The sequence below is a fragment of the Pseudomonas sp. ADAK2 genome (assembly GCF_012935755.1).
Lineage (GTDB): Bacteria > Pseudomonadota > Gammaproteobacteria > Pseudomonadales > Pseudomonadaceae > Aquipseudomonas.
Window position 1 is genome coordinate 4,176,467 of sequence record NZ_CP052862.1, and the last position, 24,733, is coordinate 4,201,199.

General features: G+C 60.3%; 22 protein-coding genes. 14 read left to right on the top strand and 8 right to left on the bottom strand.

Features of this window, described 5'->3' with window-relative positions; genetic code table 11:
• Positions 1-351: 351 nt before the first annotated feature.
• The gene (epsC, locus tag HKK52_RS19200; RefSeq protein ID WP_169372127.1) at positions 352-1,278 is read right to left on the bottom strand and encodes a serine O-acetyltransferase EpsC; all 927 of its coding nucleotides are present in this window, start codon (positions 1,276-1,278) and stop codon (positions 352-354) included.
• Between the two features lie 190 nt (positions 1,279-1,468).
• Between epsC and HKK52_RS19205 the strand changes: the two genes are divergently transcribed.
• The 13 genes from HKK52_RS19205 (at position 1,469) to HKK52_RS19265 (ending at position 14,762) form a co-directional block, all read left to right on the top strand.
• Complete coding sequence (locus HKK52_RS19205; RefSeq protein ID WP_169372128.1) at positions 1,469-2,461, top strand: D-cysteine desulfhydrase; 993 nt, start codon at positions 1,469-1,471, stop codon at positions 2,459-2,461.
• A 323-nt stretch (positions 2,462-2,784) separates the two neighbouring features.
• Positions 2,785-3,585, top strand: coding sequence for a cystine ABC transporter substrate-binding protein (gene tcyJ, locus HKK52_RS19210; RefSeq protein WP_123515886.1), 801 nt, complete (start codon positions 2,785-2,787; stop codon positions 3,583-3,585).
• The gene (gene tcyL, locus HKK52_RS19215; RefSeq protein ID WP_169372129.1) at positions 3,585-4,250 is read left to right on the top strand and encodes a cystine ABC transporter permease; all 666 of its coding nucleotides are present in this window, start codon (positions 3,585-3,587) and stop codon (positions 4,248-4,250) included. The genes tcyJ and tcyL overlap by 1 nt, the downstream gene beginning before the upstream one ends.
• A 3-nt stretch (positions 4,251-4,253) precedes the next feature.
• Positions 4,254-5,009, top strand: coding sequence for an L-cystine ABC transporter ATP-binding protein TcyN (gene tcyN / locus HKK52_RS19220; RefSeq protein WP_169372130.1), 756 nt, complete (start codon positions 4,254-4,256; stop codon positions 5,007-5,009).
• 479 nt (positions 5,010-5,488) lie between these two features.
• Complete coding sequence (locus HKK52_RS19225; protein WP_169372131.1) at positions 5,489-6,244, top strand: hypothetical protein; 756 nt, start codon at positions 5,489-5,491, stop codon at positions 6,242-6,244.
• 421 nt (positions 6,245-6,665) lie between these two features.
• Positions 6,666-7,907, top strand: coding sequence for an SfnB family sulfur acquisition oxidoreductase (locus HKK52_RS19230; RefSeq protein ID WP_169372132.1), 1,242 nt, complete (start codon positions 6,666-6,668; stop codon positions 7,905-7,907).
• Positions 7,908-7,927: 20 nt separating this feature from the next.
• Positions 7,928-9,121, top strand: a complete 1,194-nt coding sequence (locus tag HKK52_RS19235) for an SfnB family sulfur acquisition oxidoreductase (RefSeq protein WP_169372133.1) — start codon at positions 7,928-7,930, stop codon at positions 9,119-9,121.
• Entirely contained in the window at positions 9,121-10,488 is a 1,368-nt protein-coding gene (locus tag HKK52_RS19240; protein WP_169372134.1) for an LLM class flavin-dependent oxidoreductase, read from the top strand. Before HKK52_RS19235 ends, HKK52_RS19240 begins: the two co-directional genes overlap by 1 nt.
• A gap of 150 nt (positions 10,489-10,638) precedes the next feature.
• The gene (locus HKK52_RS19245) at positions 10,639-11,448 is read left to right on the top strand and encodes a MetQ/NlpA family ABC transporter substrate-binding protein (RefSeq protein WP_169372135.1); all 810 of its coding nucleotides are present in this window, start codon (positions 10,639-10,641) and stop codon (positions 11,446-11,448) included.
• Between the two features lie 2 nt (positions 11,449-11,450).
• A complete protein-coding gene (locus tag HKK52_RS19250) occupies positions 11,451-12,572 on the top strand; it encodes a methionine ABC transporter ATP-binding protein (RefSeq protein WP_169372136.1) in 1,122 nt (373 codons plus the stop codon).
• Positions 12,562-13,206, top strand: a complete 645-nt coding sequence (locus tag HKK52_RS19255; RefSeq protein ID WP_169372137.1) for a methionine ABC transporter permease — start codon at positions 12,562-12,564, stop codon at positions 13,204-13,206. Before HKK52_RS19250 ends, HKK52_RS19255 begins: the two co-directional genes overlap by 11 nt.
• Positions 13,207-13,603: 397 nt before the next feature.
• Positions 13,604-13,948: a DUF6124 family protein gene (locus tag HKK52_RS19260; RefSeq protein ID WP_169372138.1), complete on the top strand. Its 345-nt coding sequence runs from the start codon at positions 13,604-13,606 to the stop codon at positions 13,946-13,948.
• A gap of 184 nt (positions 13,949-14,132) precedes the next feature.
• On the top strand, positions 14,133-14,762 hold the full coding sequence (locus tag HKK52_RS19265) for a class I SAM-dependent methyltransferase (RefSeq protein ID WP_169372139.1): 630 nt from the start codon (positions 14,133-14,135) through the stop codon (positions 14,760-14,762).
• Between the two features lie 108 nt (positions 14,763-14,870).
• On the opposite strand, the gene HKK52_RS19270 is transcribed toward HKK52_RS19265, so the two are convergent.
• The 3 genes from HKK52_RS19270 to HKK52_RS19280 are packed head-to-tail and all read right to left on the bottom strand — an operon-like array spanning position 14,871 to position 20,088.
• Positions 14,871-17,924: an efflux RND transporter permease subunit gene (locus HKK52_RS19270; protein WP_169372140.1), complete on the bottom strand. Its 3,054-nt coding sequence runs from the start codon at positions 17,922-17,924 to the stop codon at positions 14,871-14,873.
• Entirely contained in the window at positions 17,921-18,988 is a 1,068-nt protein-coding gene (locus tag HKK52_RS19275) for an efflux RND transporter periplasmic adaptor subunit (RefSeq protein WP_169372141.1), read from the bottom strand. The genes HKK52_RS19270 and HKK52_RS19275 overlap by 4 nt, the downstream gene beginning before the upstream one ends.
• A complete protein-coding gene (locus HKK52_RS19280; protein ID WP_169372142.1) occupies positions 18,985-20,088 on the bottom strand; it encodes an efflux RND transporter periplasmic adaptor subunit in 1,104 nt (367 codons plus the stop codon). The genes HKK52_RS19275 and HKK52_RS19280 overlap by 4 nt, the downstream gene beginning before the upstream one ends.
• Before the next feature lie 302 nt (positions 20,089-20,390).
• Between HKK52_RS19280 and HKK52_RS19285 the strand changes: the two genes are divergently transcribed.
• Complete coding sequence (locus HKK52_RS19285; RefSeq protein ID WP_169372143.1) at positions 20,391-21,551, top strand: AAA family ATPase; 1,161 nt, start codon at positions 20,391-20,393, stop codon at positions 21,549-21,551.
• A gap of 180 nt (positions 21,552-21,731) precedes the next feature.
• On the opposite strand, the gene HKK52_RS19290 is transcribed toward HKK52_RS19285, so the two are convergent.
• From HKK52_RS19290 to HKK52_RS19305, 4 genes are read right to left on the bottom strand one after another with little or no spacing between them, the layout of a single operon-like run.
• The gene (locus HKK52_RS19290) at positions 21,732-22,613 is read right to left on the bottom strand and encodes a transporter substrate-binding domain-containing protein (RefSeq protein WP_169372144.1); all 882 of its coding nucleotides are present in this window, start codon (positions 22,611-22,613) and stop codon (positions 21,732-21,734) included.
• Positions 22,610-23,392, bottom strand: coding sequence for an amino acid ABC transporter ATP-binding protein (locus tag HKK52_RS19295; RefSeq protein ID WP_169372145.1), 783 nt, complete (start codon positions 23,390-23,392; stop codon positions 22,610-22,612). The genes HKK52_RS19290 and HKK52_RS19295 overlap by 4 nt, the downstream gene beginning before the upstream one ends.
• A complete protein-coding gene (locus tag HKK52_RS19300) occupies positions 23,389-24,048 on the bottom strand; it encodes an amino acid ABC transporter permease (RefSeq protein WP_123515920.1) in 660 nt (219 codons plus the stop codon). Before HKK52_RS19300 ends, HKK52_RS19295 begins: the two co-directional genes overlap by 4 nt.
• Positions 24,029-24,694 (bottom strand): amino acid ABC transporter permease, encoded by a 666-nt coding sequence (locus HKK52_RS19305; protein ID WP_169372146.1) that lies wholly within the window; start codon positions 24,692-24,694, stop codon positions 24,029-24,031. Before HKK52_RS19305 ends, HKK52_RS19300 begins: the two co-directional genes overlap by 20 nt.
• Positions 24,695-24,733 lie beyond the last annotated feature (39 nt).

Sequence of the window (24,733 nt, forward strand, 5' to 3'; positions counted from 1 at the left end):
ATGAACAGCGCACCTCAAGGGGGTGAAACAGGGCAATCAGAAACGGACTCGGCAAGGGCAAGCCTCCTGTTGTGAGCGGGCAGCAAACCGGCGGTTTAACTTGAATGAGCGTTCAAGTTAAACATGAATAGCGTGCTAAGGACTAATCGCAGGGCTCGGCGGTCGCTTTCCTACGCTAGCTCAAGGAAGGGTATGACGCGGGGTTGGGGGGATTCGTTCACTGTCAAAAGATCGTTCCCACGCTCTGCGTGGGAATGCAGCCCGGGACGCTCCGCGTCCCATCAACAGTCGAACGCGGAGCATCCGTGGAGGCATTCCCACGCAGAGCGTAGGAATGATTGGGTGGGGGACTTACTTCTGCGTCCCATCATCATGCTGCAAATTCGCCTGCGTCAGGTTGCACCCCGCCGGCACGCTGCGGGTTAGCCACACATTGCCGCCAATGGTCGAACCCTTGCCGATGGTAATCCGCCCCAGAATCGTTGCCCCGGCATAGATCACCACGTCGTCCTCGACAATCGGATGCCGTGGATGGCCCTTCTGCAATTGGCCATCCTCATCCGATGGGAACCGCTTGGCACCCAACGTCACGGCCTGATAAATCCGCACCCGCTCGCCGATGATCGCGGTCTCGCCGATCACCACACCTGTCCCGTGATCGATAAAGAAACTGCGGCCGATCTGCGCCCCCGGATGAATATCGATGCCGGTGGCCGAGTGGGCGATTTCCGCGCTGATCCGCGCCAGCAGCGGCAACCCGGCGCGGTACAAATGGTGGGCGAGACGATGGTGAATCACCGCCAGGATCCCCGGATAGCACAGCAGCACTTCATCGACGCTGCGGGCCGCCGGGTCGCCGTGATAGGCCGCCAGCACGTCGGTGTCGAGCAAACTGCGCAACCCCGGCAGGGCGAGGGCGAAGTCCTGGATGATGGAAATGGTCTTGGCCTCGACTTCGGTGTCGGCCTTGTCGCTGTGGCGGGCGGCGTAACGCAGTTCGAGCCGCGCTTGGGCCAGCAACGCGTTCAGCGCGACATCGAGGGTATGGCCGACGTAGAAGTCTTCACTTTCTTCACGCAAATCCACCGGCCCCAGGCGCATCGGGAACAACGCACCGCACAAGGCTTCAAGAATGTCCGCCATCGCCGCCCGGGACGGTAACTCGCGACCGCCCTGCTCGCCGCTGGCGCGGCCGTTTTGGGCACGCCACTGATCCCGCGCCGTGCGCAGCTGGCTGACGATGGTCTGCAATTGCCAATGGCTGGAACGCTCGCTCACGGTAAAAACTCCACTCGGGCGGCCGGACTGTCTGGCCGCGCTGACGGCGATTACTTTACGGCAAGGGCTGGAGGCCGAATTAAGAACCAATTGTGCTGTGATCAGCACATTCGGATATAAGCGATTGACGGTTGCTCGCACAAATAGCCGTGCCTATAGTCCTGACATCCCCCTCCGCCAGTACGGACCCATGATCAAACAATCGCTTGCCTGCTTTAACCGCCTCGACCTGCTTGGCCACCCTACCACCCTGGAAAAACTCGAACGCTTGTCCACTTGGCTGGGCCGCGATGTCTACGTCAAACGCGACGACCTGACACCGCTGGCCATGGGCGGCAACAAGCTGCGCAAACTTGAATACCTGGCCGCCGATGCGCTGGCCCAAGGCGCCGACACCCTGATCACTGCGGGTGCGCTGCAGTCCAACCATGTGCGCCAGACCGCTGCCATCGCCGCCAAACTGGGCCTGGGTTGCGTAGCGCTGCTGGAAAACCCGCTGGGCACCGATGACGCCAACTATGTCGGCAACGGCAATCGGCTGTTGCTGGACCTGTTCGATGCCAAGGTCGAATTGGTGGAGAACCTCGATAACGCCGACGATCAATTGCAGGCCCTGGCTGATCGCCTGCACAACAACGGCAAGAAGCCGTATGTGGTGCCGATTGGTGGCTCCAATGCCTTGGGTGCGCTGGGTTACGTTCGCGCCGGGCTGGAATTGGCGGAACAGATCAAGGACACCGGCCTGAAGTTCGCGGCCGTGGTCCTGGCGTCGGGCAGTGCCGGGACCCACAGCGGTCTGGCATTGGCATTGAATGAAGCACTCCCGGATTTGCCAGTGATTGGCGTGACGGTGTCCCGTAGCGAGGAAGATCAGCGGCCGAAAGTCCAAGGCCTGGCCGAACGCACGGCAGAGTTGCTGGGTGTGAGTTTGCCGAAGAGCTTCAAGGTTGAATTGTGGGATGAATACTTTGGCCCGCGTTATGGCGAGCCGAACGCCGGGACGTTGTCGGCGGTGAAACTGCTGGCGAGTCAGGAAGGTTTGCTGCTCGACCCGGTGTACACCGGCAAGGCCATGGCCGGGTTGCTCGATGGCATCGGGCGCGGGCGGTTTGATGAAGGCCCGATCATCTTCCTGCACACCGGTGGGGCGCCGGCGTTGTTTGCCTACAAAGACTTCCTTTGACCGATCGTTCCCACGCTCTGCGTGGGGATGCAGCCCGTGACGCTCCGCGTCCCATTGGAACGCGGAGCGTCCCTTGAGGCATTCCCACGCAGAGCGTGGGAACGATCAGCGTGGGAACTATCATGCATCACATATTCTATAAAAGAATAACAAAATCTATATTTAGTATTTTCCTATCTAACGACATCATCATATAGTCGCGCCGCAGGCGAATTTGCCGGGAGACGCATAAGCTGCTTTAGGGCAGGATATTGCAGTCGTTCAAATCCCGATTTTGCCAACATTCCTAAAAGCGTCTTCATAAGAAAACACAGGGGCTTGTCATGAATTTTTCCGCACTACGTCGCAACCTGCTGGTAGGTTCGCTGGGCCTGGCATTGAGCGCCGGCCTGTTGGGGCAAGCGGTTGCCGGTGAGCAACTGCAAAAAATCAAGGACGCAGGCGTGATCAACGTCGGCCTGGAAGGCACTTATCCACCGTTCAGTTTCGTCGACGCCGACGGCAAACTGGCCGGCTTCGAAGTCGAGCTCTCCGAAGCCCTGGCCAAAAAGTTGGGCGTCAAGGCCAAGATTCAGCCAACCAAGTGGGACGGCATCCTCGCTGCTCTGGAATCCAAGCGCCTGGACCTCGTGGTCAACCAGGTGACGATCTCCGACGAGCGCAAGAAGAAGTATGACTTCTCCGAGCCGTACACCATCTCCGGCATTCAGGCGCTGGTGCTGAAGAGCAAGGAAGCCGCGCTGAACATCAAGACCGCCGCTGACCTGACCGGCAAGAAAGTCGGTGTAGGTCTGGGCACCAACTACGAACAATGGGTCCGAGCCAACGTGCCGGGTGCTGACGTGCGCACCTACGACGATGATCCGACCAAGTTCGCAGACCTGAACAATGGCCGTACCGACGCCATCCTGATCGACCGCCTGGCTGCGCTTGAATACGCCAAGAAAGCACCGAAAACCGTCGCTGCCGGCCAAGCATTCTCCCGTCAGGAATCCGGCATTGCCCTGCGTAAAGGTGAGCCAGAACTGCTGGCTGCGGTGAACAAAGCCCTCGACGAGCTGCGTGCCGACGGTACCCTGGCCAAGATCTCGGAAAAATACTTCCAAGCTGACGTCACCAAATAATGGAAGAAGCTTTCCAACTCGCACTGGACTCCGCGCCCTTCCTGCTGAAGGGCGCGTACTACACGGTAATCTTGAGCCTGGGCGGAATGTTCTTCGGCCTGGTGATGGGCTTCGGCCTGGCGTTGATGCGTTTGTCGCGCTTCAAACTGGTGAGCTGGCTCGCCCGCATCTACGTGTCGTTCTTTCGCGGCACGCCGTTGCTGGTGCAGCTGTTCGTGATCTATTACGGCTTGCCGCAATTGGGCATCGAACTTGATCCGCTGCCGGCGGCTCTGATCGGCTTCTCGCTGAACATGGCCGCCTACGCCTGCGAAATCCTCCGCGCCGCGATCAGCTCCATCGAGCGTGGCCAGTGGGAAGCCGCCGCGAGTATCGGCATGACCCGCGCGCAGACCCTGCGCAGGGCCATCATTCCGCAAGCGATGCGCACGGCCCTGCCGCCACTGGGCAACAGCTTTATCTCGCTGGTAAAGGACACGGCGCTGGCCGCCACCATCCAGGTGCCGGAACTGTTCCGTCAGGCGCAATTGATCACCGCCCGGACTTTCGAAGTCTTCACCATGTATCTCGCCGCCGCGCTGATCTACTGGATTCTGGCCACGGCGCTCTCGCACCTGCAGAACAAGTTGGAAGAGCGGGTCAATCGGCACGACCAGGAGTCCTGACCCATGATTGTCGTGGAAAAACTGACAAAGCAGTTCAAGGGTCAAGTGGTGCTCAACGGCATCGATCTGGAAGTGAAGGAAGGCGAAGTCGTGGCGATTATCGGGCCGAGCGGCTCGGGCAAGACCACGTTCCTGCGTTGCCTGAACTTCCTCGAAGAACCCACCAGCGGCCGGATCAAGGTCGGCGACATCGAGATCGATGGCAGCCGCCCGCTGAACCAGCAGCAGGGTCTGGTGCGACGTTTGCGCCAGCATGTGGGCTTCGTGTTCCAGAACTTCAACCTGTTCCCCCATCGCACCGCCCTGGAAAACGTCATCGAAGGCCCGATCATCGTGAAGAAGATCCCGCACGCCGAAGCCGTTGCCCTGGGTAAAAAGCTGTTGGCCAGGGTTGGCCTGGCGGGCAAGGAAGACGCTTACCCGCGACGCCTTTCCGGTGGTCAGCAACAGCGTGTGGCGATTGCCCGCGCGCTGGCGATGGAACCGGAAGTGATTCTGTTCGATGAACCCACTTCCGCGCTCGACCCTGAGCTGGTCGGTGAAGTGTTGTCGACCATCCGCAGCCTCGCTGAAGAGAATCGCACCATGGTCATCGTCACCCACGAAATGGGCTTTGCCCGGGACGTGGCGAATCGCGTGGTGTTTTTCGACAAGGGTGTGATTGTCGAGCAGGGCGAAGCCAAGGCGTTGTTTGCCAATCCGAAAGAAGAGCGGACCCAACAGTTTCTCAGTAAGTTTCTAAATAACACGCACCCCTGAAACAATGATTAAAACTGGTCAACTTCCATGGAAGGAAGTGACAGTTACCCACCCCTCCAAACATCTTCACACTCTCTCCATCCTGCACTAACTATATAAAACTCCCTGTCGCCCCATGCGGTACATATATATGTCCTGCAACAGAATCACCCTGCCTAAAATACGCCATCATCCTTAACCGCCAGACTCACCGGGTCGGCTTACCCGATGCGTCATACCGGGGAAAAACGTGGGTAAAGTTCGACGGCACGATGCGGCTTATTAACTGCACCGCGTAGGAGTTTTCTGAATAACACTGAATCCACTCACCCACTAACAAACTCTATTGACACCTATTCCGGCGCGCTCTTATCTAGTCTGCAACAGGCGCCAATCATTCCGACGTATTCGTTATTAACACGAACTTTTTGTTGCCCGGTGATTCACGCCTATTGAACTTCCAGAAACGGACTTCGCTGCAAGGCTTCAAGGAGAAACCCATGACAAGCACCTCGAACAAACCCGAACTTGCGGCCCCGACCCTGGCGCAATCCCACAGGAGTGGCATCAACATCACCTCGGCCGCCCACTTGCTGATCGCTGTAGCGCCCTACCCCGGCATGGACGAAGGCGATCTGATCGAACTCTACTGGGACGACTGCTACGTGGCTTCAAAAGCCCTGATCGTCGACGACGTCAATCAACCCGTGCAACTGCGAGTGCCCGAGAGCTTTGTCGTCAATGGCACCTCACACGTCCACTACCGCATCATGCAAGTCGGGCAAGACCCGGCCTTGTCGCCGACCACGCGAGTGCAGATCAAGCTCGATTGCCCGGGCGGCCAGTCGCCTGCCGTGTCCGGCGACGAAAACCAGAGCCTGGCCCCGGTAAACCTCCCCGATACCATCCGCCGCCACGGGGTCAATCCGAACCAGATAAAACGCGGCGTGCCGCTGACCATCGAGCCTTACCTGAACATGGCCATCGACGACGAAATCACCCTGCAATGGGGCGATGTGCGCATGGACCTGCCCAAGCTCAAGGCTGGGGATATTGGCCAGCCAATCCAGGTCTGGGTGCCTGCGGCGATCATTCTTGAAGCGGGCGAAGACCTGAGGCTGGAAGTGACCTACTGCATCCTCGACCGAGTGGGCAACAACTCACGCTGGGCACCGCCGCGGATGCTGAAGATCGGATGTGCCAATCCCTACCTGAAAGTGCCGTTGAAGGAACAACTCAAGGCCGCCGAACGCTGAGACCCCTGTAGCAGCTGTCGAGCACCGCGAGGCAGCGTTCGGCGGCGAAGCCGTCGCAAAGTCAGCCAACGCGGTGTTTCAGGTAAACCGCGTGTGCAGGTTTGACGACGGCTTCGCCGCCGAACGCTGCCTCGCGGTGCTCGACAGCTGCTACAAAAGAACCAATCCCTAGGGTCCGCTGTTGCTCTACAAACAACTGTTGCCCTGCGGACAGACGCCCTTCTATGCATATTCCCAAAAGTTAGTTTATTAATTATTTATACGCGCTTAGGGTATATGCACCGGACCACCGGACATTCTTGTTTTTCGTTCGCCGCCACCCTCGCGGCGTTTCCATGAGATGTGAGGTAGGTATGGTCCCCAACACAATCACCCCAGTGCAGATCGCCAGGGCATTGCGTGCAGCCAAGGAGCGGCACTGATGTCCAGTCTGGCAGAAGCCACCATCCAGAGTGACCTGGATATCGCCCCCCTGTTGTTGCCCGCGCAGGTCTTGCGCAACGACGCACAAGCCATCAAGGCCGCCCATGAGCTGGCGCAAGTCGCCCGCCTGCAAGCGGCCAAACGTGACCAGCAGCGCAAGCTGCCGTGGTCGGAAATCGAACAGTTCACCCGCAGCGGCCTGGGCAGCATTGCCATTCCGCGCGAGTACGGTGGCCCGCAGGTTTCGTTCGTCACCATCGCCGAGGTGTTCGCGATCATTTCCGCGGCCGACCCGGCACTCGGACAGATTCCGCAGAACCAGTTCGGCATCCTCAATCTGGTGCTCGGCAGCGCCACCGAATCGCAGAAAAAACAGCTGTTCAAAAGCGTGCTCGAAGGCTGGCGCATCGGCAATGCCGGGCCGGAACGCGGCACCAAAAACACCCTCGAACTCAAGGCACGGATCACCGCTGACGGCGACGGCTTTGTCATCAGCGGCCAGAAGTTTTATTCGACCGGCGCGCTATTCGCCCACTGGGTGGCGGTCAAGGCGCTGAACGACGACGGCAAGCAAGTGCTGGCCTTCGTCCGTCGTGGTACGCCGGGTTTGCGCATCGTGGATGACTGGTCCGGTTTCGGCCAGCGCACCACCGCCAGCGGCACGATTTTGCTCAATAACGTGCGGGTCGACGCCGAGTTGGTGGTGGATAACTGGAAGATCAACGAAAGCCCGAATATCCAGGGCGCCGTGTCGCAATTGATTCAAGCGGCCATCGACGCCGGCATCGCTCGCGGCGCCATCGATGACGCCATCGAATTCGTCAAAACCCGCGCCCGGCCATGGATCGACGCCAAGGTCGAACGGGCCAGCGATGACCTGTACGTGATCGCCGACATCGGCAAACTGAAAATCGAACTGCACGCCGCCGAAGCGCTGCTGCGCAAGGCCGGGCAAGTGCTCGACCAGGTCAACGCCGCGCCGCTCACCGCCGAGTCCGCCGCCCGCGCTTCAATCGCCGTGGCCGAAGCCAAGGTGCTGACCACCGAGATCTCGCTGCTGGCCAGCGAAAAGCTGTTCGAACTGGCCGGCAGCCGCGCCACCCTCGCCGAATTCAACCTCGACCGTCACTGGCGCAACGCCCGCGTGCACACCCTGCACGACCCGGTGCGCTGGAAGTACCACGCCGTCGGCACCTATCACCTCAACGGCACGTTGCCCGCTCGCCATTCCTGGATTTGACCAGACCTCTGGAGAAACACATGACTCTTTCTCACCACGTCGCGGTCATAACCAGCGATGAGCAAGCCCTGATCGTCGCCAGTGACCTGGCCGAAGATTTCAAACGCGACAGCGCCCTGCGCGACCGCGAACGCCGTTTGCCGCACCCGGAACTGGAAGTGTTTTCCCGCTCGGGCCTCTGGGGCATCAGCGTGCCGAAAGAATACGGCGGCGCTGGCGTTTCCAACGTCACCCTGGCCAAAGTCATTGCCCTGATCGCCCAGGCCGACGGCTCCCTCGGACAAATTCCGCAGAACCATTTCTATGCCCTCGAAGTGCTGCGAGTGAACGGCAGCGAAGAGCAGAAAAAGCGCCTGTACGCTGAAGTCTTGGCCGGCCAGCGCTTCGGCAATGCCCTCGCCGAACTCGGCACCAAAACCGCCCACGACCGCGTCACCAGCCTGACTCGGGACGGTGATGGCTATCGCATCAACGGCCGCAAGTTCTACGCCACCGGGGCGATCTACGCCCAACGCATCCCCACTTCCGTAGTGGATGAAAACGGTGTGCAGCAATTGGCGTTTGTCCCGCGTGAAAGCAACGGTTTGACGGTGATCGACGACTGGAGCGGCTTCGGCCAGCGCACCACCGGCAGCGGTTCGGTGGTGTTCGAAGACGTCTACGTCGCCGCCGAAGACGTGATCCCGTTTCAAAGCGCTTTCGAACGCCCGACCACCGTCGGCCCGCTGGCGCAGATTCTTCACGCCGCCATCGACACCGGCATCGCCCGCGCGGCTTACGAAGATGCGTTGCATTTTGTGCGGACCAAAACCCGGCCGTGGATCGATTCCGGCAACGACAAAGCCATTGAAGATCCACTGACCATCAAGAGCTTCGGTCACTTGGCTATCCGCTTGCACGCGACTGAAGCACTGCTGGAACGTTCCGGCGAATTCCTCGACAAGGCCCAGGCCAACATGAATGCCGAGACGGTCGCCGCCGCCTCGATTGCCGTCGCCGAAGCCCGGGCCATCAGCACCGAAATCTCCCTCGCCACCGGCAGCACGCTGTTCGAACTGGCCGGCAGCCAGGCGACCCTGATCGAACACGGTCTGGATCGGCACTGGCGCAACGCCCGGGTGCACACGTTGCACGACCCGGTGCGCTGGAAGTATCACGCGGTGGGCAATTACTACCTCAACGATGAAAACCCGCCGCTGCGGGGGACCATCTGATGGCCGACGCCAAGAAAAAGATCCTGCTCAACGCGTTCAACATGAACTGCATCGGGCACATCAACCATGGCTTGTGGACGCATCCTCGGGACAACTCCACCGAATACAAAACCATCGAGTACTGGACCGAACTGGCGCAACTGCTGGAGCGCGGACTGTTCGACGGCTTGTTCATCGCGGACATCGTCGGTGTGTACGACGTCTATCAAAACTCGGTGGATGTACCGCTGAAAGAATCGATCCAGTTGCCGGTCAACGACCCGCTGCTGCTGGTCTCGGCCATGGCCGCCGTGACAAAGAACCTCGGCTTCGGCCTCACCGCCAACCTGACCTACGAACCGCCGTATCTGTTCGCCCGGCGCATGTCGACCCTCGACCATTTGAGTCGCGGTCGCGTCGGCTGGAACATCGTCACCGGTTATCTCGACAGCGCCGCCAAGGCCATGGGCCTGAGTGAACAAGTCGAGCATGACCGCCGCTACGACCAGGCCGATGAATACCTGGAGGTGCTCTACAAACTCTGGGAAGGCAGCTGGGAAAACGGCGCGGTGCTCAACGATCCCAAGCAACGGATCTATGCGCAGCCGGAGAAAGTGCACAAGGTCGAGCACAAGGGCGAGTTCTATCAGGTCGAGGGTTATCACCTCTGCGAACCGTCGCCGCAACGCACACCGGTGCTGTTCCAGGCCGGCAGTTCGGATCGCGGTTTGCTGTTCGCCGGGCGCCACGCCGAGTGCGTATTCATCAGCGGCCAGAACAAGCCATCGACCAAGGTGCAAGTGGACAAGGTCCGCGCCAGCGCCGTCGAGGCCGGGCGTAACCCTGAGGACATCAAGCTGTTCATGGGCTTGAACGTGATCGTCGGCGCCACCGAGGAACTGGCCTGGGCCAAGCATGCCGAGTACCTGAGCTACGCCAGTGCCGAGGCCGGCGTGGCGCATTTCTCGGCGTCCACTGCGATCGATTTTTCCCAGTACGAGATCGACGAACCGATCCAGTACGTGAAGAGCAACGCGATCCAGTCGGCGACCAAGAACCTGCAAAACAACGACTGGACCCGGCGCAAATTGCTCGAGCAACACGCTCTCGGTGGTCGCTACATCACCGTGATCGGTTCGCCTGAGCAAGTGGCGGATGAGCTGGAATCGTGGATCGCTGAAACCGGCCTGGATGGCTTCAACCTGACGCGGATTGTCACGCCGGAAAGCTATGTGGATTTCATCGATCTGGTGATTCCCGAGTTGCAGCGTCGCGGGTCGTACAAGACCGCTTACGACAGCGGCAGCCTGCGGGAGAAGCTGTTTCACGGTGAAGCGCATTTGCCGGAGCAACATACCGGCGCCCGTTACCGATACCAACCCCTGTAACCGATCGTTCCCACGCTCCGCGTGGGAATGCAGCCAGTGACGCTCTGCGTCACAGCCGCAGGGACGCGGAGCGTCCCGGGAGGCATTCCCACGCAGAGCGTGGGAACGATCCACACGATCTAAATCTCATGCACTGACTGGATAACCAACATGACCAGAAAACACCTGACCCACCCAGTCAAAGCACTGGCCCTGGCCCTCGGCCTGTTCAGCTCTGCGGTTTTCGCCGCCGACGCGCCGCTGAAAGTCGGCACCACCGCCGCCTTCGCCATCCCGCTGGAAGCCGCTGTCGAAGAAGCCTCCAAGCAAGGCCTGAAAGTCGAACTGGTGGAGTTCAGCGACTGGATCGCGCCCAACGTCAGCCTCGCCGCCGGCGATATCGATGTGAATTACTTCCAGCACATCCCGTTCCTGGAAAACGCCAAGGCTGCTGCCGGTTTTGACCTGGTGCCGTTCGCGCCGGGGATCATCAACAACGTCGGCCTCTACTCGAAGAAATACAAAAGTTTCGACGAACTGCCACAAGGCGCCAGCGTGGCCATCGCCAACGACCCGATCAACAGCGGTCGCGGCCTGCAACTGCTGGCCAAGGCCGGCCTGATCACCCTCAAACCGGGGGTTGGCTACAAGGCCACCGAAGAAGACATCATCGCCAACCCGAAGAAGATCAAAATCCTCCAGGTCGAAGCCGTGCAACTGGTGCGCGCCTATGACGACGCCGATCTGGTCCAGGGCTACCCGGCCTACATCCGTTTGTCGAAGACCTTCGACGCTGGCTCGGCGCTGCTGTTCGACGGCCTCGATCACAAGGAATATGTGATTCAGTTCGTGATCCGGCCAAAAAGCAAAACCGACCCGCGCCTGATCAAATTCGTCGACATCTACCAGCACTCGCCCGCTGTTCGTGCAGCGCTGGATAAAGCCCACGGCAAGCTCTATCAAGCCGGTTGGGAAAGCTGAGCATGACGGCCGCGATCCAACGGCGACTGGATATTCCAGAGCCTCAGAAAGCCGAAAAGACTGAGCTGCGCCCGGACCTCAATCGCGCCCACGTGCGCTTCATCGGCCTGGGCAAAACCTACAACGGTCAGCAAGGTCCGGTGGCGGCGTTGCACGGCATCGACCTGGCGATCCAGTGCGGTGAAGTGTTCGGCATCATCGGCCGCAGCGGCGCCGGCAAGTCGTCGCTGATTCGCACGATTAATCGCCTGGAGCAACCGAGTACTGGCCGGGTGTTGATTGATCAAGTGGACATCGGCGATTTCGACGAAGACCGTTTGGTGGCGTTGCGTCGGCGGATCGGCATGATTTTTCAGCACTTCAATTTGATGTCGGCCAAGACGGTTTGGCAGAACGTTGAGTTGCCGCTGAAAGTGGCTGGTGTGCCCAAGGACAAGCGCGAAAAAAAGGTCCGAGAATTGCTGGAACTGGTGGGTCTGCAAGAGAAGCACAAGGCGTACCCGGCGCAGCTGTCCGGTGGGCAGAAACAACGCGTCGGCATTGCCCGTGCGTTGGTGCATGATCCGGAAATTCTGTTGTGCGACGAGGCGACATCGGCGCTGGATCCGGAAACCACACAATCGATCCTTGGCCTGCTGCGCGAGATCAACCGGCGCCTCGGTTTGACCATTGTGCTGATCACCCATGAGATGGCGGTGATCCGCGATATCTGCGACCGGGTCGTGGTGCTTGAGCACGGACGTGTCGTTGAGCAAGGGCCGGTGTGGGAGGTTTTTGGCAACCCGCAGCATGAAGTCAGCAAGACCTTGCTCGCGCCGCTGCAACACGCCCTGCCGGAAGAATTGCAAAGCCGCTTGCGCGCTCAACCCCAATCTTCGGATGCCGCCGTCGTGCTGCGTTTGCAATTCACGGGCAGCGCGACGGATGAACCGGATCTGGCGGCACTGTTCGTCGCCCTCGGTGGTCGCGTGCGGCTGCTTCAGGGCGGTGTAGAGCGAATTCAGGGACATGCGCTTGGGCAACTGCTGTTGGCGGTAGCAGGTTCGTCCCTGAGCGCCGAGGAACTGCGTCAACGCGCCAGCAACTGGGCGCAACAGGTGGAGGTGCTGGGTTATGTGGTTTGATCGCTTGCTTCAGGGCTTCATCGACACGTTTTTGATGGTGGGTGTGTCGTCGCTGATCGCACTGCTGGCGGGGATTCCGATGGCGGTGATTCTGGTCACCAGCGACAAGGGAGGCATCTACCAGGCGCCCGCGCTGAACCGTGTGCTGGGCGCGTTCGTGAACCTGTTCCGCTCGATTCCGTTTTTGATTCTGATGGTGGCGTTGATTCCATTCACCCGGTTAATCGTCGGCACCACCTATGGCGTCTGGGCTGCGGTCGTGCCGCTGACCATTGCCGCTACCCCGTTCTTTGCGCGCATCGCCGAAGTGAGTTTGCGCGAAGTCGACCACGGCTTGATCGAAGCCGCGCAAGCGATGGGTTGCCGGCGCTGGCATATCGTCTGGCATGTGCTGTTGCCTGAAGCGCTGCCGGGGATTGTGGGCGGTTTCACCATTACGCTGGTGACGATGATCAACTCGTCGGCCATGGCCGGAGCGATTGGTGCTGGCGGGTTGGGAGACATCGCGTATCGGTATGGGTATCAGCGTTTTGACAGCCAGATCATGTTGACGGTGATTGTGTTGTTGGTCATGTTGGTGGCGATTATTCAACTCGGCGGGGATCGGTTGGCTCGAGGGTTGAACAAGCGTTGAATGCAGTGCGATTGAAGCGCTTTTTTGGCAGGTCATCACTGACCTGTTAAGGGAAGATTTCCTACAAGAAAATCAGAGTGCCAGCAGGCCCGTTCCCTTTCATTTGCAGGACATTTCCTAGATCATTTCGCTCGCTTGCGCCTGCCAAATCCGGTGGCTAGTCTTCGGCCCGTCACTGCTCATCAGTGATCGGGTTTAGTCGCCCGGATTACCGGGCGCACAGCGCCACCTCATCTCAGGTGTTTTATCGCCTGTAATTTATGGTGGCTGTGCGCAGGGCACCCTCGGGTGCGCCGGTATTGCCTGGTGACCGGTCGACTAACCTGCGCGCAGCCGCCACCTCTGTTCGTTTAGTCGCGATATCGGTCGGCTCCAATCAATATCAGGAGTTTTACCCATGAAAAGATCCGTTCCCGATCCACCCTCCAACGCACCTGAAAACGACGCCCCGCTCAGAGACCGATCCGCGCTCTATCGGGCAATCGATTTCTACCTCACCGGCGACCAGCCTTCGGCGCCCGATGAACTGCGTTTCTACAACGTCAGTGACGATGTGAGCTTTGAAGACACCCAACTCTATGTGGCTGACTTGCTGCGTTGTGCCTCAGTCACGGCGTATCAGTGTGGCGACCAGCTCAAAGGAGCAGAACGCGCCATGGTGTTTTCGGTTTGGCATTTGCTGGAGATCGCCAAAGCCATGGTTGATCGTTCCATTGATTGTCTGGGGATGAAGCAGAGCTGAGTCATCAGCCGTCAGTGATATCACCTTCGCGGGCAAGCCTCGCTCCTACAGGTTTTGTGTCGATTCTCGATCCTGCGATCGACACAAAACCTGTAGGAGCGAGGCTTGCCCGCGAATGGCTGCGAAGCAGCCCCCAGATTGATGGCGTATATTCGGCAAATCCCCATTGCCTGCGCAGCCCCCCATGAAACAAACCCCCGACGACCTCCAGAAAATCACCGCCACTACCCTGGGCCATTACAACTCGGTGGCCGAGGGCTTTCGCGAGGGGACGCGCGATCACGATGTCAGCCAGAACATCGATGCACTGTTGCGGCACATTCAGGGTGCAGCGCCGTTTAGCATCCTTGATTTCGGCTGCGGGCCGGGTCGTGACCTGCAAACCTTCACGCGCATGGGTCACATCGCCGTAGGCCTGGATGGTTCGGAGAAGTTTGCGCAGATGGCCCGGGAGGACAGCGGTTGCGAGGTCTGGCAGCAGGACTTTCTGAAGCTGGATCTGCCGGCCGAGCGCTTCGACGGGATTTTCGCCAATGCGGTGCTGTTTCATATTCCGCGTCAGGAGTTGCCTCGAGTGTTGAAGGAACTGCACGCGGCGCTGAAACCGGGTGGGGTGTTGTTCAGCTCCAATCCCCGAGGGGAGAATCAGGAAGGCTGGAATGGGCCGCGGTATGGCGCGTATCACGATTTGCAGGCGTGGCAGGCATTGCTGACCGAGGCCGGATTTGTCGAGTTGGAGCATTACTACCGGCCGGCGGGGTTGCCGCGCGAGCAACAGCCTTGGTTGGCCAGCGTTTGGCGCCGCGCCGACTGATCGTTCCCACGCTCCGCGTGGGAATGCAGCCCGTGACGCTCTGCGTCACCACCGTAGGGACGCGGAGCGTCCCGGGAGGCATTCCCACGCGGAGCGTGGGAACGATCATTAGGCTGACTCTTTTTTCGGCTCGCGGATTTTGTACCAGGCCACATACAGCGCCGGCAAAAACAGCAGCGTCAGCAACGTCGCGATGATGATCCCGCCAATCATCGCGTAAGCCATCGGGCCCCAGAACACTTCCCGGGCAATCGGGATCATCCCCAGGCTCGCCGCCGCTGCCGTCAGCAGAATCGGCCGGCGACGATGCTCCGTCGCCTGCGCCACCGCGTCCCACGGTTCAACGCCTTCCTTCTCCAGCGATTCAATTTGCGTCACCAGAATCACCGAGTTGCGGATGATGATGCCGATCAGCGCCAGGATCCCGAGGATCGCCACAAAGCCCATCGGCGTGCCGGTCGGGATCAGCGCCAGCACCACGCCAATCAGCCCGAGCGGCGCGACGCTGGCCACCAGGAACAGCTTCTGCACGCTGTGCAACTGGATCATCAGGAACGTCGCCATCAGGAACAGCATCAGCGGTACGACTTTGGCAATCGGCCCTTGAGCCTTGCCGCTTTCTTCGACAGTACCGCCCGTAGCGACCTTGTAGCCCACCGGCAACCCGGCAGCGAACTTGTCGATGGTCGGTTGCAGTTGTTTCACCAGATCGGTCGGCTGGATCTCATCGCGCACCGCAGCCTTGATGGTAATCGTCGGTTTTCGATCCCGGCGCCACACCAGCGGTTGCTCCAGCTCATACCGCACCGTGGCGAAGGCCAGCAGCGGAATCGAGGTGCCGCCCGGCGTGACGATTTGCAGGTTTTGCAGAGTTTCCGGCGTACCACGTTCAGCGTCTTCGGCGCGGCCAACCACGTTGATCAGGTAGATGTCATCGTCCACCTGAGTGATCGGCGAACCGACAACGATGCTGTTCATCAGGTTGGCCACGTCTTCCGACGACAGCCCCAGTTGCCGCGCCTTGTCCTGGGCGATGTCGATGCGCAGGACTTTACCCGGCTCGTTCCAGTCGTAAATGATCTCGCCGATGTGCGAGTTCTTGTCGAGTTCGGTGGCCAGTTCGATCGCGTGTTTACGCACTTGATCGATGTCCTTGCCGCTGACCCGGTACTGGATCGGCCGCCCCACCGGCGGGCCCATTTCCAGGGCCTGGACGTAGCTGCCGATGCCGACAAAATCCTTGCGCAGCCGTTCGCGCAAGCGTTGGCTGAGCGCAGTGCGCGATTCCAGGCCTTTGCTGACGATGATCAATTGCGCGTAGTACGGGTTCTGCAATTGCTGGTCGAGGGGCAGGTAGAAACGGATCGCGCCTTCGCCGATGTAGGTGCTCCAGCGCACGATGTCCGGGTCGTCCTTGAACGTGGCTTCGAGCTTGTCCACAGCCTTGCGGGTTTCGTCGATCGAGGCGTTTTGCGGCAGGTTGAGGTCGACGAGAATTTCCGGACGGTCCGAGGACGGGAAGAACTGGTTCTGCACGAACTGCATGGAAAACACCGACGCCACGAACAGTGCGACGGTGATGCCGATAGCCCACCAGCGATTGCGCATGGCCCAGAGCATGCCGCCGTTGAATGCGCGGCCGATGCGACCCGGCTCGGCGGAATGGGGTTTCACATTGGTGCTGAGGATGTGCACGGCGATCACCGGGGCGAACAGCACGGCGACAATCCACGACAGGATCATCGCCACGGCGATCACCGCGAACAGCGTGAAGGTGTACTCACCGGCGGAACTGGCGTTCAAGCCAATCGGCACGAAACCGGCCACCGTCACCAGCGTACCGGTGAGCATCGGGAACGCGGTCGAGGTGTAGGCGAACGTCGCCGCCTGCTCCTTGGTCTCGCCCATTTCCAGGCGCGTGACCATCATCTCCACCGTGATCATCGCGTCGTCCACCAACAGGCCGAGGGCGATGATCAGGGCGCCGAGGGAAATCCGCTGCATGGTGATGCCGCTGTATTCCATGAAGACGAAGACCATCGCCAGCACCAGCGGAATCGAGCACGCCACCACCAGCCCGGCGCGCACGCCGAGGCTGATGAAGCTGACGATCAGCACAATCACCACTGCTTCGAACAACGCACTGGTAAATCCGCCGACGGCTTTTTCCACCACGGCAGCCTGGTCGGACACGTTGTGCACGCCGACGCCCACCGGCAAATCGGCGGTAAGGTCGGTCATGCGTTGATGCAAGGCCTTGCCGAATTCCTGGATATTGCCGCCCTTCTTCATCGCAATCGCCAGGCCGATGGCCGAGTGACCGTTGAAGCGGAATTGCGGGGTGGACGGATCGACATAGCCACGGCTGATGTCAGCAATGTCGGCCAGGCGATAGAAGCGGTCGTTGAGCCGCAGGTTGACGTTGGCCAGGTCTTTCTCGGAGGCAAACTGCCCGGAGGTGCGCACGGATATCCGCTCGGGACCGGCTTCGATCACCCCGGCCGGGGTCACGGCATTTTGCGATTGCAGGCTCTGCACCACCTGGCGCTGATCGATACCCAAAGCCGCGAGTTTGCGCGTGGAGAAATTCAGGTACAGGACTTCATCCTGCTCGCCAATCATCTCGACCTTGCCCAGCCCCGGCACATCGCGAACAGCGGCACGCACTTGTTCCACATAGTCGCGCAACTGACGCATCGACAAGCCGTCAGCGGTAAAGGCGTACACCGAGCCGAACACATCGCCGAATTCGTCGTTGAACCCCGGCCCTTGCAAGCCCTGGGGAAATTCGCCACGAATGTCGTTGATCTTCTTGCGCACCTGGTACCAGATTTCCGGGATGTCCTTGGCGCTGGTGGTATCGCGCAGGTACACAAACACGGTGGATTCACCGGGTCGCGTATAGCTTTTCACGTAGTCGAGGGAATCGAGTTCCTCGAGTTTTTTCTCGATGCGGTCCGTGACCTGCTTGAGGGTTTCTTCCTGGGTCGCGCCGGGCCAGCGGGTCTGGATGACCATGGTTTTGATGGTGAACGAGGGGTCTTCTTCGCGACCGAGATTCATGTACGAGAACACGCCCATCAGCAGCGCGACGAACATCAAATACCAGACAAACGACTGATGCTTGAGGGCCCATTCGGATAAGTTGAAACTCCCTTTCATTGTGGGTTGCCCTCATCGACTTTGACTTTCTGCCCGGGTTTCAGGCTGTTCACACCGGCACTGACCACGCGTTCACCGGACTTCACGCCGTTGGCCAGCACCACGGTTGAATCGGTGCGGCTGATCAGGCTGACGTCCCGTGGGGAAACGGTTTGCGTCTGCGGGTCGACCACCCAGATACGGGTTTTGCCATCGACCTCTTGCAGGGCAGTGACCGGCAGTTCAAGACGCGGTTTGATCGCGGAGCTGAGGGTCACGCTGATCGCCGTGCCGAGGCGAAAGCCCGCTGGCGTGTCGGTCAGGGTCAGGCGCGCGCGACGGGTACGGGTCGCGCTTTGGGCCTGGGGTTCGATTTCGCGGATGATCGCGGTGCTGGTGATGCTCGGGTCCAGTTGCGCAGCAACCTGGAACACCACGTCCGCCGGCAGTTGATCGACGAGGATGTCCGGCAGGTCGATCACCGCTTCCTTGATGTCCGGTTGCGCCAGGGTCACCACTTGCTGACCGGCAGTGACAACCTGGCCGGCTTCGGCATTCCACGCGGTGACGATGGCTTTGTGATCGGTGCGCAGTTGCACGTAGTTGAGTTGATCCTTGGCCTGATCGACCGCGGCCTTGGCCTGATCGAGGGACGCCTGGGTGGTTTTCAGGTCGGTCTGGGCGATGTCCAGTTGCGCCTGGGCGCCGACTCCGCGATCAAACAATTCCTGCTGGCGACGGGCGCTGGCCTGGGCGTTGATGAACTGCGCCTGAATCCGCGCCAGATCGCCCTCGGCGGAGCGCAACTGGTTCTGCTGATCGGTGGGGTCGAGGGTCGCGAGCAAGGCGCCCTTCTCGACTTCGGCGCCGACATCGACATTGCGGCTGGCGATACGACCCGGCACCCGGAAGCCGATATTGCTTTCATAGCGCGCCTGGATACTGCCGGCGAAACGGCCAAGGTCTTCCTGATTCAGGGCTTTGACTTCGATGGACAGCACCGGGCGCACCGGCTCCGGTGGCGGCTCTTCTTTTGAGCAGGCTGCCAGCAGCAAACCGGCAGACAACAGCATCAGGCGCTTCATTGTTCGGCTCCCGGTGCCAGATCCTTGTAGGTGTTCTCGGCGATTTCCACTTTCATTCCCGGGTGCAGTAACTGGCCGCCGGCGATGATGACTTTTTCACCACCGTCCAGGCCGCCGCTGATGATGACTTTGCCGGTCAGGTAGCGGCCGACGGTGACGTTGTGCAGTTGCGCCTTGCCGTCCGCGTCCACCAGCCACACGGCGGGTTCGCTGAGGTTCTTCGTTAGCGCTGACCAGGGCAATTCCACGGCGGATTTGCCCGGCGCCTTGGCCGTGGCGCTGACCACCGAGCCAAGCTGCATGCCGTCGGGCAGTCCGTGGAGGGTGACTTTGACTTGTACGGTGCCGGTCTGCGCCGAAACGGCCGGGGTGATTTCCCGGACGGTGCCGGTGGTTTTGATCGCCGGGTTATCGAGCAGGCTGACCACCACCGATTTGTCCGCGGGCGGCTCGACCAGCAGCGATTCGTAGACGTTGAACACGGCGTCGCGTTCGCCGTCCCGAGCCAGGCTGAAGATCGGCACGGTGGCCTGGACGACTTGGCCAACTTCGGCCTGGCGCGCGGTGATCACCCCCGGTGCTTCGGAAATCAGCGAGGTGTAGCTCAGTTGTTCGCGGGCGTTGGCCAATTGCGCCTGGGCGGCGGTCAGGGCGCTTTGACTGCTGCGTAAAGCAGCCTGCGCCGCATCGTATTCGCTTTGGCTGGTGTAGCCCTTGGGCAGGAGTTTTTGCTGGCGCACGAACGCAGCGGCGGTCTGCTTGACCCGCGCCTGTTCGGCGGTGACCTGGGCCTGGGCGGAATCGACGTTGGTCTGCAGGTCTTTCGGGTCGAGTTTGGCCAATACCTGTTTGGCCGAAACCCGGTCACCGACATCGACCATGCGCTGGATGATCTTGCCGCCGACGCGAAACGACAACTCGGTTTGCACCCGGGCCTGGACGTCGCCGGTGAGGGTCACGGAAGCGGCGTAATCCGCGGGCTTGACCGCTTGCACGAAGACGCGCGGCAGGTCTTTCTCGACCGGTTTTTTATCGCCGCAGGCGGTCAGCAGGGCGAAGACGCCCACGCCCACCATAATTTTCAATCCGGTACCCGCCATGCAGACTCCTTTTCGTTGTACGAACGTGCAAGTGACGATACGACTGTGAGCTTAGAACAGGGTTCAATGGGTGCACTGACCGCGATAAATAATGTGATCAAACCGCTGCCTTTGTAGCAGCTGGCGAAGCCTGCGTTCGGCTGCGAAGCAGTCGTGAAGTCAGACACCGCGGTGTATCAGGCAGACTGAGTATTCAGGTTTGACGACTGCTTCGCAGCCGAACGCAGGCTTCGCCAGCTGCTACAGGTCACGGTGTGGCCGACAATAAGGCAAACTGGCCGCCTATGCAGCAGGAAGCTCTTATGCTCAAAACCCTCGCGGTGGCCAATTACCGCTCGATCAATAAATTGGTGATCCCGTTGGGTCGGTTGAACCTGATCACCGGCCCCAACGGCAGTGGCAAGTCCAACCTCTATCGCGCGTTGCGCCTGCTGGCGGAAACCGCCCAGGGCGGCGTGGTCAATGCGCTGGCCCGTGAAGGCGGGCTCGATTCGACGTTCTGGGCCGGGCCGGAGAACATCAGTCGGCGTATGCGTAACGGTGAAGTGCCGATCGAAGCCACCGTGCGCCAAGGCGTCAAACGCTTGCGCCTGGGATTTGCTGGCGAAGACTTCAGCTATTCGATTGCCCTGGGTCTGCCGGCGCCGACAGAGTCTTACTTTGCCCTCGACCCGGAAATCAAAAAAGAATGCATCTGGGCCGGGCCGCTCTACCGCCCGGCCAGCCTGCTGGTGGATCGCGACGGCCCGATGATCCGTGCCCGTGAAGGTCGCAACTGGGATGTGCTGGCCCAGCACACGCCGAATTTCGACAGCCTGTTCGACCAGGTCGGCAGTTTTCGCACCTCGCCGGAAGTCATGCACTTGCGCGAGTTCATCCGCCGATGGCGCTTCTACGATCACTTTCGCAGCGACGCCGACGCCCCGGTACGTCAACCGCAGCTGGGTACGCGCACGCCGGTGCTGCACCACGACGGTCGCGACCTCGCGGCGGCGTTGCAGACCATCCGCGAAATCGGTGATCCCGAAGCGTTGCAAGCCGCCATCAGCGATGCGTTCCCCGGCGCGCGCCTGAACATCGCACCGTTGCAGGGTGGACGCTTCGCCATCGAGTTTTATCAGGAAGGGTTGTTGCGGCCGTTGTCGGCGGCGGAATTGTCGGATGGCACGCTGCGTTATCTGCTGCTGGTCGCCGCGCTGCTGACGCCTCGGCCACCGTCGCTGATGGTGCTGAACGAGCCGGAAACCAGCCTGCACCCGGACCTGTTGCCGGCGTTGGCGCGCTTGATTATCCGCGCGTCCGAGCAGTGTCAGGTGTGGGTGGTGTCCCATGCCCGGCGCTTGATCTCGGCGTTGCAGGAAGATCTGGAGTGCAATTGCATTGTGCTGGAGAAGACCCTGGGCCAGACCGGGATTGTCGGGCAGCGGGTGCTGGATGAGCCGGCGTGGAATTGGCCGGATTGAGATACACCGATCGTTCCCACGCTTTGTGGCGAGGGAGCTTGCCCCCGCTCGGCTGCGCAGCAGCCGTAAAACCATCGATGCGTTGACTCAGACAAATCGCATGCTCAGGTCTTGGGGGTGCTGCGCACCCCGGCGGGAGCAAGCTCCCTCGCCACAGGTGAGAACGATCAGGTCAGAGAATCACCCCTGCCACTTCCCACCCTCGACAATCACACTCTCAGGCTTGGTGTCATCACTCAGTTCTTTACGCACGTACTGGTCGTACAGCTTGAGCAGATACTTCTCTTCACCCAACTTCGCCAACTCGGTATTCACCCAGTCGCGCAGTTCGAGGTTGCCCTTCTTCACCGCCGGCGCAATCGGTGCTTCGGCGCCCAGAGTCTGAGTCAGCACGCGGTAACCAGGGTTCTGCTTGGCCCAGCTGAACAGCACCAGATTGTCTTGCGCATAGGCATCGCCACGCCCATTGGCCAAGGCTTGCAGCGACTCGGAGTTTTTCTCGAACTTGAGCAGTTTCCAGTCCGGGTGATTCTTGGTCAGCCAGATATCGGCCGTGGTGCCGGTGGTGACGATGGTGGTGCGGGTCGCCAGGTCATCGAGGTTTTTCACCGAACTGCCCTGCGGCACCAGCGCCTGCACCGCAACCTTGAGGTTCGGGTTGGTAAATTCCACCGCTTCCTTGCGCTCCGGCGTCACGGTCATGTTGGCCAGAATCAGATCGACCTTGTCGCTTTGCAGGAACGGAATCCGGCTCGCCGGCTCCACGGCGACGAACTCGACTTTGTTCTCATCGCCCAGCAAATCCTTGGCGAATTGCCGGCCGATGTCGGTATCAAAACCGACGTAGCGCCCCGCTTCATCGACAAAACCGAACGGCGGCTTGTCGGTGAAGACGCCGACGATCAGCTTGTCACGGGCCTTGATTTTGTCCAGGTAGCCGGCCGGCGCGGCGCTTTCGCTGGCAACTTTCGGCTTCGGCGGTTCTTCGGATTTGTTGCAACCGGCCAGCAGTGCGAGGCCGAGCAGCGGCAGTAAAAAGAGTGAAGACTTGGCAGTTTTCATAGCAGTTCCAGTTCCTTTGTTTGAGTCTTTTTGGGCAGGGCTTCGACGTAGGAGAATTTCTCCAGGAACTGCTGCGCTCGTGCGGTTTGCGGGTTCGTAAAGAAAAGCTCGGGAGGGTTTTGTTCGAGGATGCGCCCGGCATCCATGAACACGATGCGGTCGGCCACGGCGCGGGCGAAGGCCATTTCGTGAGTGACGATCAACAGGGTCATGCCTTCGCGGGCCAGGCCCTGAATCACCTCCAGCACTTCCTTGACCATTTCCGGGTCGAGGGCGGCGGTGACTTCATCGAACAGCATCACTTTAGGGTTCATGCACAGCGAACGAACGATGGCGATCCGTTGTTGCTGGCCACCGGAGAGCTGGCGCGGGAAGGCGTCGCGCTTGTCCGAAAGGCCCACGCGCGCCAGCAACGCTTCGGCCTGGTCACGGGCCTCACGGCGCTCGCGCTTCTGCACTTTGACCGGGCCGAGCAGCAGGTTATCGAGCACGTTCATGTGCGGAAACAGGTGATAACTCTGGAACACCATGCCGATCTGCTGGCGCACGTCGCGCCAGTCGGTGCCCTTGTCCAGCAACTCGCGGCCGTTGAAGGTCAGGCTGCCACTGTGGGCGACTTCCAGGCCGTTGAGGCAGCGCAACAAGGTGCTTTTGCCGCAGCCGCTGGGGCCGAGGATCACGATGACTTCGCCTGATTTCACTTGCAGGTCGATCTCTTTGAGCACCTGCTGCTCGCCGAAAAATTTGTTGAAGCCTTTGAACTCGATCAATGCGCTCATGCTTGCGTCCAGCGCCGCTCCAGCACGCGCGAGGCGGCCGAGAGCGGGTAGCAGATGAAAAAGAAAAACAGGAACAGTGCGCCGTAGATCAGCACCGATTCGTAGGTACGCTCGATGATCTGCTGGCCGACCTTGATCACGTCCACCACGCCGATCAGCACCGCCAGAGAGCTGGTCTTGATGATGCGCGTGTAGACGTTGATGGTCGGCGGCGTCATGCGTTTCAGCGCCTGGGGCAGCAACACGTAGCCATAGAGTTGCGGACCGTCCAGACCAATCGATAACCCCGCCTCACGCTGCCCGCGCGGCAACGACAGCAACGCGCCACGCACCACTTCGCCAACCTCGCTGGCACCCCACAGCGACAGCACCAGCACCGCGCACCAGAAGCTCGGAATGCTCAGGCCAAAGAAGATCGGCAGGCCGAAAAACAGCAGGTACAGCCAGACCAGCACCGGGATCGCCCGGAACAGCTCCAGATACACCCGCAAAATCGCGTTCAGCCATTTCGAATTTAGTGTACGCAACACGCCGTAGAGCACGCCGCCGACGGTGCTGATGGCGATGCTCAGGAAGGAAATCGATAAGGTTTGCGCAGCGCCCTTGCCCAGTTGCGGCAACGACACCCACAGTAATTCAAGACCCGAACTGGCCATGCTGGAGCCTCCTTTCCAGACGGCTGAGCAGCAACGACAGCGGCAAGAACAACAGCACGCAAATCAACGTCAGCACGGCGAGCATTTCGTAGGTTTTGTAGTAGAGCGCGATGTAGCTTTTGGTGGTGTAGAGAATTTCCGGCACCGCCACCGCCGAAACCACGGTGGTTTCCTTGAGCAGGAAAATGAAATTGGCGAACAGCGACGGCAGGCTGAGAATTCCGGCTTGCGGCAGGATCACGTAGCGCAGCAGTTGCCCGTGGGACAGGCCGATGGAGCGGCCCGATTCCAGCTGCGCTTGCGGTACGGCATCGACACCGGCACGCAGCACTTCCGTGAGGTAAGCACCGCCGAGGAAAGTCATGGTGATGATCGCCGCGGTGAATCCGGAAACGCGGATGCCCAGCGTTGGCAGGGCGAAGTAGACGAAGAACAGCTGAATCAACAACGGCGTGTTGCGCGCCAGTTCCACATACAGCCCGACCAGGCGCTGCAAGTAAGGCGTGCGAAACACCAGGATCGTCGCGTTGATCAGCGCCACCAGCAACGAGGTGCCGATGGCGATGAAGCCGACCTGCAGCGTCACGCCCACGGCTTTGAGAAACGCCGGCAGGGTGCTGAGGATAAAAGCGTAATCGAAGGTCATTGAACATCCTGGACGTCGCTCGGTAAGCGACGGTGGTGC

Coding starts and splice junctions, on each gene's coding strand:
- HKK52_RS19205 (WP_169372128.1), top strand. CDS start 1,469: ATGATCAAACAATCGCTTGCCTGCTTTAACCGCCTCGACCTGCTTGGC.
- tcyJ (WP_123515886.1), top strand. CDS start 2,785: ATGAATTTTTCCGCACTACGTCGCAACCTGCTGGTAGGTTCGCTGGGC.
- tcyL (WP_169372129.1), top strand. CDS start 3,585: ATGGAAGAAGCTTTCCAACTCGCACTGGACTCCGCGCCCTTCCTGCTG.
- tcyN (WP_169372130.1), top strand. CDS start 4,254: ATGATTGTCGTGGAAAAACTGACAAAGCAGTTCAAGGGTCAAGTGGTG.
- HKK52_RS19225 (WP_169372131.1), top strand. CDS start 5,489: ATGACAAGCACCTCGAACAAACCCGAACTTGCGGCCCCGACCCTGGCG.
- HKK52_RS19230 (WP_169372132.1), top strand. CDS start 6,666: ATGTCCAGTCTGGCAGAAGCCACCATCCAGAGTGACCTGGATATCGCC.
- HKK52_RS19235 (WP_169372133.1), top strand. CDS start 7,928: ATGACTCTTTCTCACCACGTCGCGGTCATAACCAGCGATGAGCAAGCC.
- HKK52_RS19240 (WP_169372134.1), top strand. CDS start 9,121: ATGGCCGACGCCAAGAAAAAGATCCTGCTCAACGCGTTCAACATGAAC.
- HKK52_RS19245 (WP_169372135.1), top strand. CDS start 10,639: ATGACCAGAAAACACCTGACCCACCCAGTCAAAGCACTGGCCCTGGCC.
- HKK52_RS19250 (WP_169372136.1), top strand. CDS start 11,451: ATGACGGCCGCGATCCAACGGCGACTGGATATTCCAGAGCCTCAGAAA.
- HKK52_RS19255 (WP_169372137.1), top strand. CDS start 12,562: ATGTGGTTTGATCGCTTGCTTCAGGGCTTCATCGACACGTTTTTGATG.
- HKK52_RS19260 (WP_169372138.1), top strand. CDS start 13,604: ATGAAAAGATCCGTTCCCGATCCACCCTCCAACGCACCTGAAAACGAC.
- HKK52_RS19265 (WP_169372139.1), top strand. CDS start 14,133: ATGAAACAAACCCCCGACGACCTCCAGAAAATCACCGCCACTACCCTG.
- HKK52_RS19270 (WP_169372140.1), bottom strand. CDS start 17,924: ATGAAAGGGAGTTTCAACTTATCCGAATGGGCCCTCAAGCATCAGTCG.
- HKK52_RS19275 (WP_169372141.1), bottom strand. CDS start 18,988: ATGAAGCGCCTGATGCTGTTGTCTGCCGGTTTGCTGCTGGCAGCCTGC.
- HKK52_RS19280 (WP_169372142.1), bottom strand. CDS start 20,088: ATGGCGGGTACCGGATTGAAAATTATGGTGGGCGTGGGCGTCTTCGCC.
- HKK52_RS19285 (WP_169372143.1), top strand. CDS start 20,391: ATGCTCAAAACCCTCGCGGTGGCCAATTACCGCTCGATCAATAAATTG.
- HKK52_RS19290 (WP_169372144.1), bottom strand. CDS start 22,613: ATGAAAACTGCCAAGTCTTCACTCTTTTTACTGCCGCTGCTCGGCCTC.
- HKK52_RS19295 (WP_169372145.1), bottom strand. CDS start 23,392: ATGAGCGCATTGATCGAGTTCAAAGGCTTCAACAAATTTTTCGGCGAG.
- HKK52_RS19300 (WP_123515920.1), bottom strand. CDS start 24,048: ATGGCCAGTTCGGGTCTTGAATTACTGTGGGTGTCGTTGCCGCAACTG.
- HKK52_RS19305 (WP_169372146.1), bottom strand. CDS start 24,694: ATGACCTTCGATTACGCTTTTATCCTCAGCACCCTGCCGGCGTTTCTC.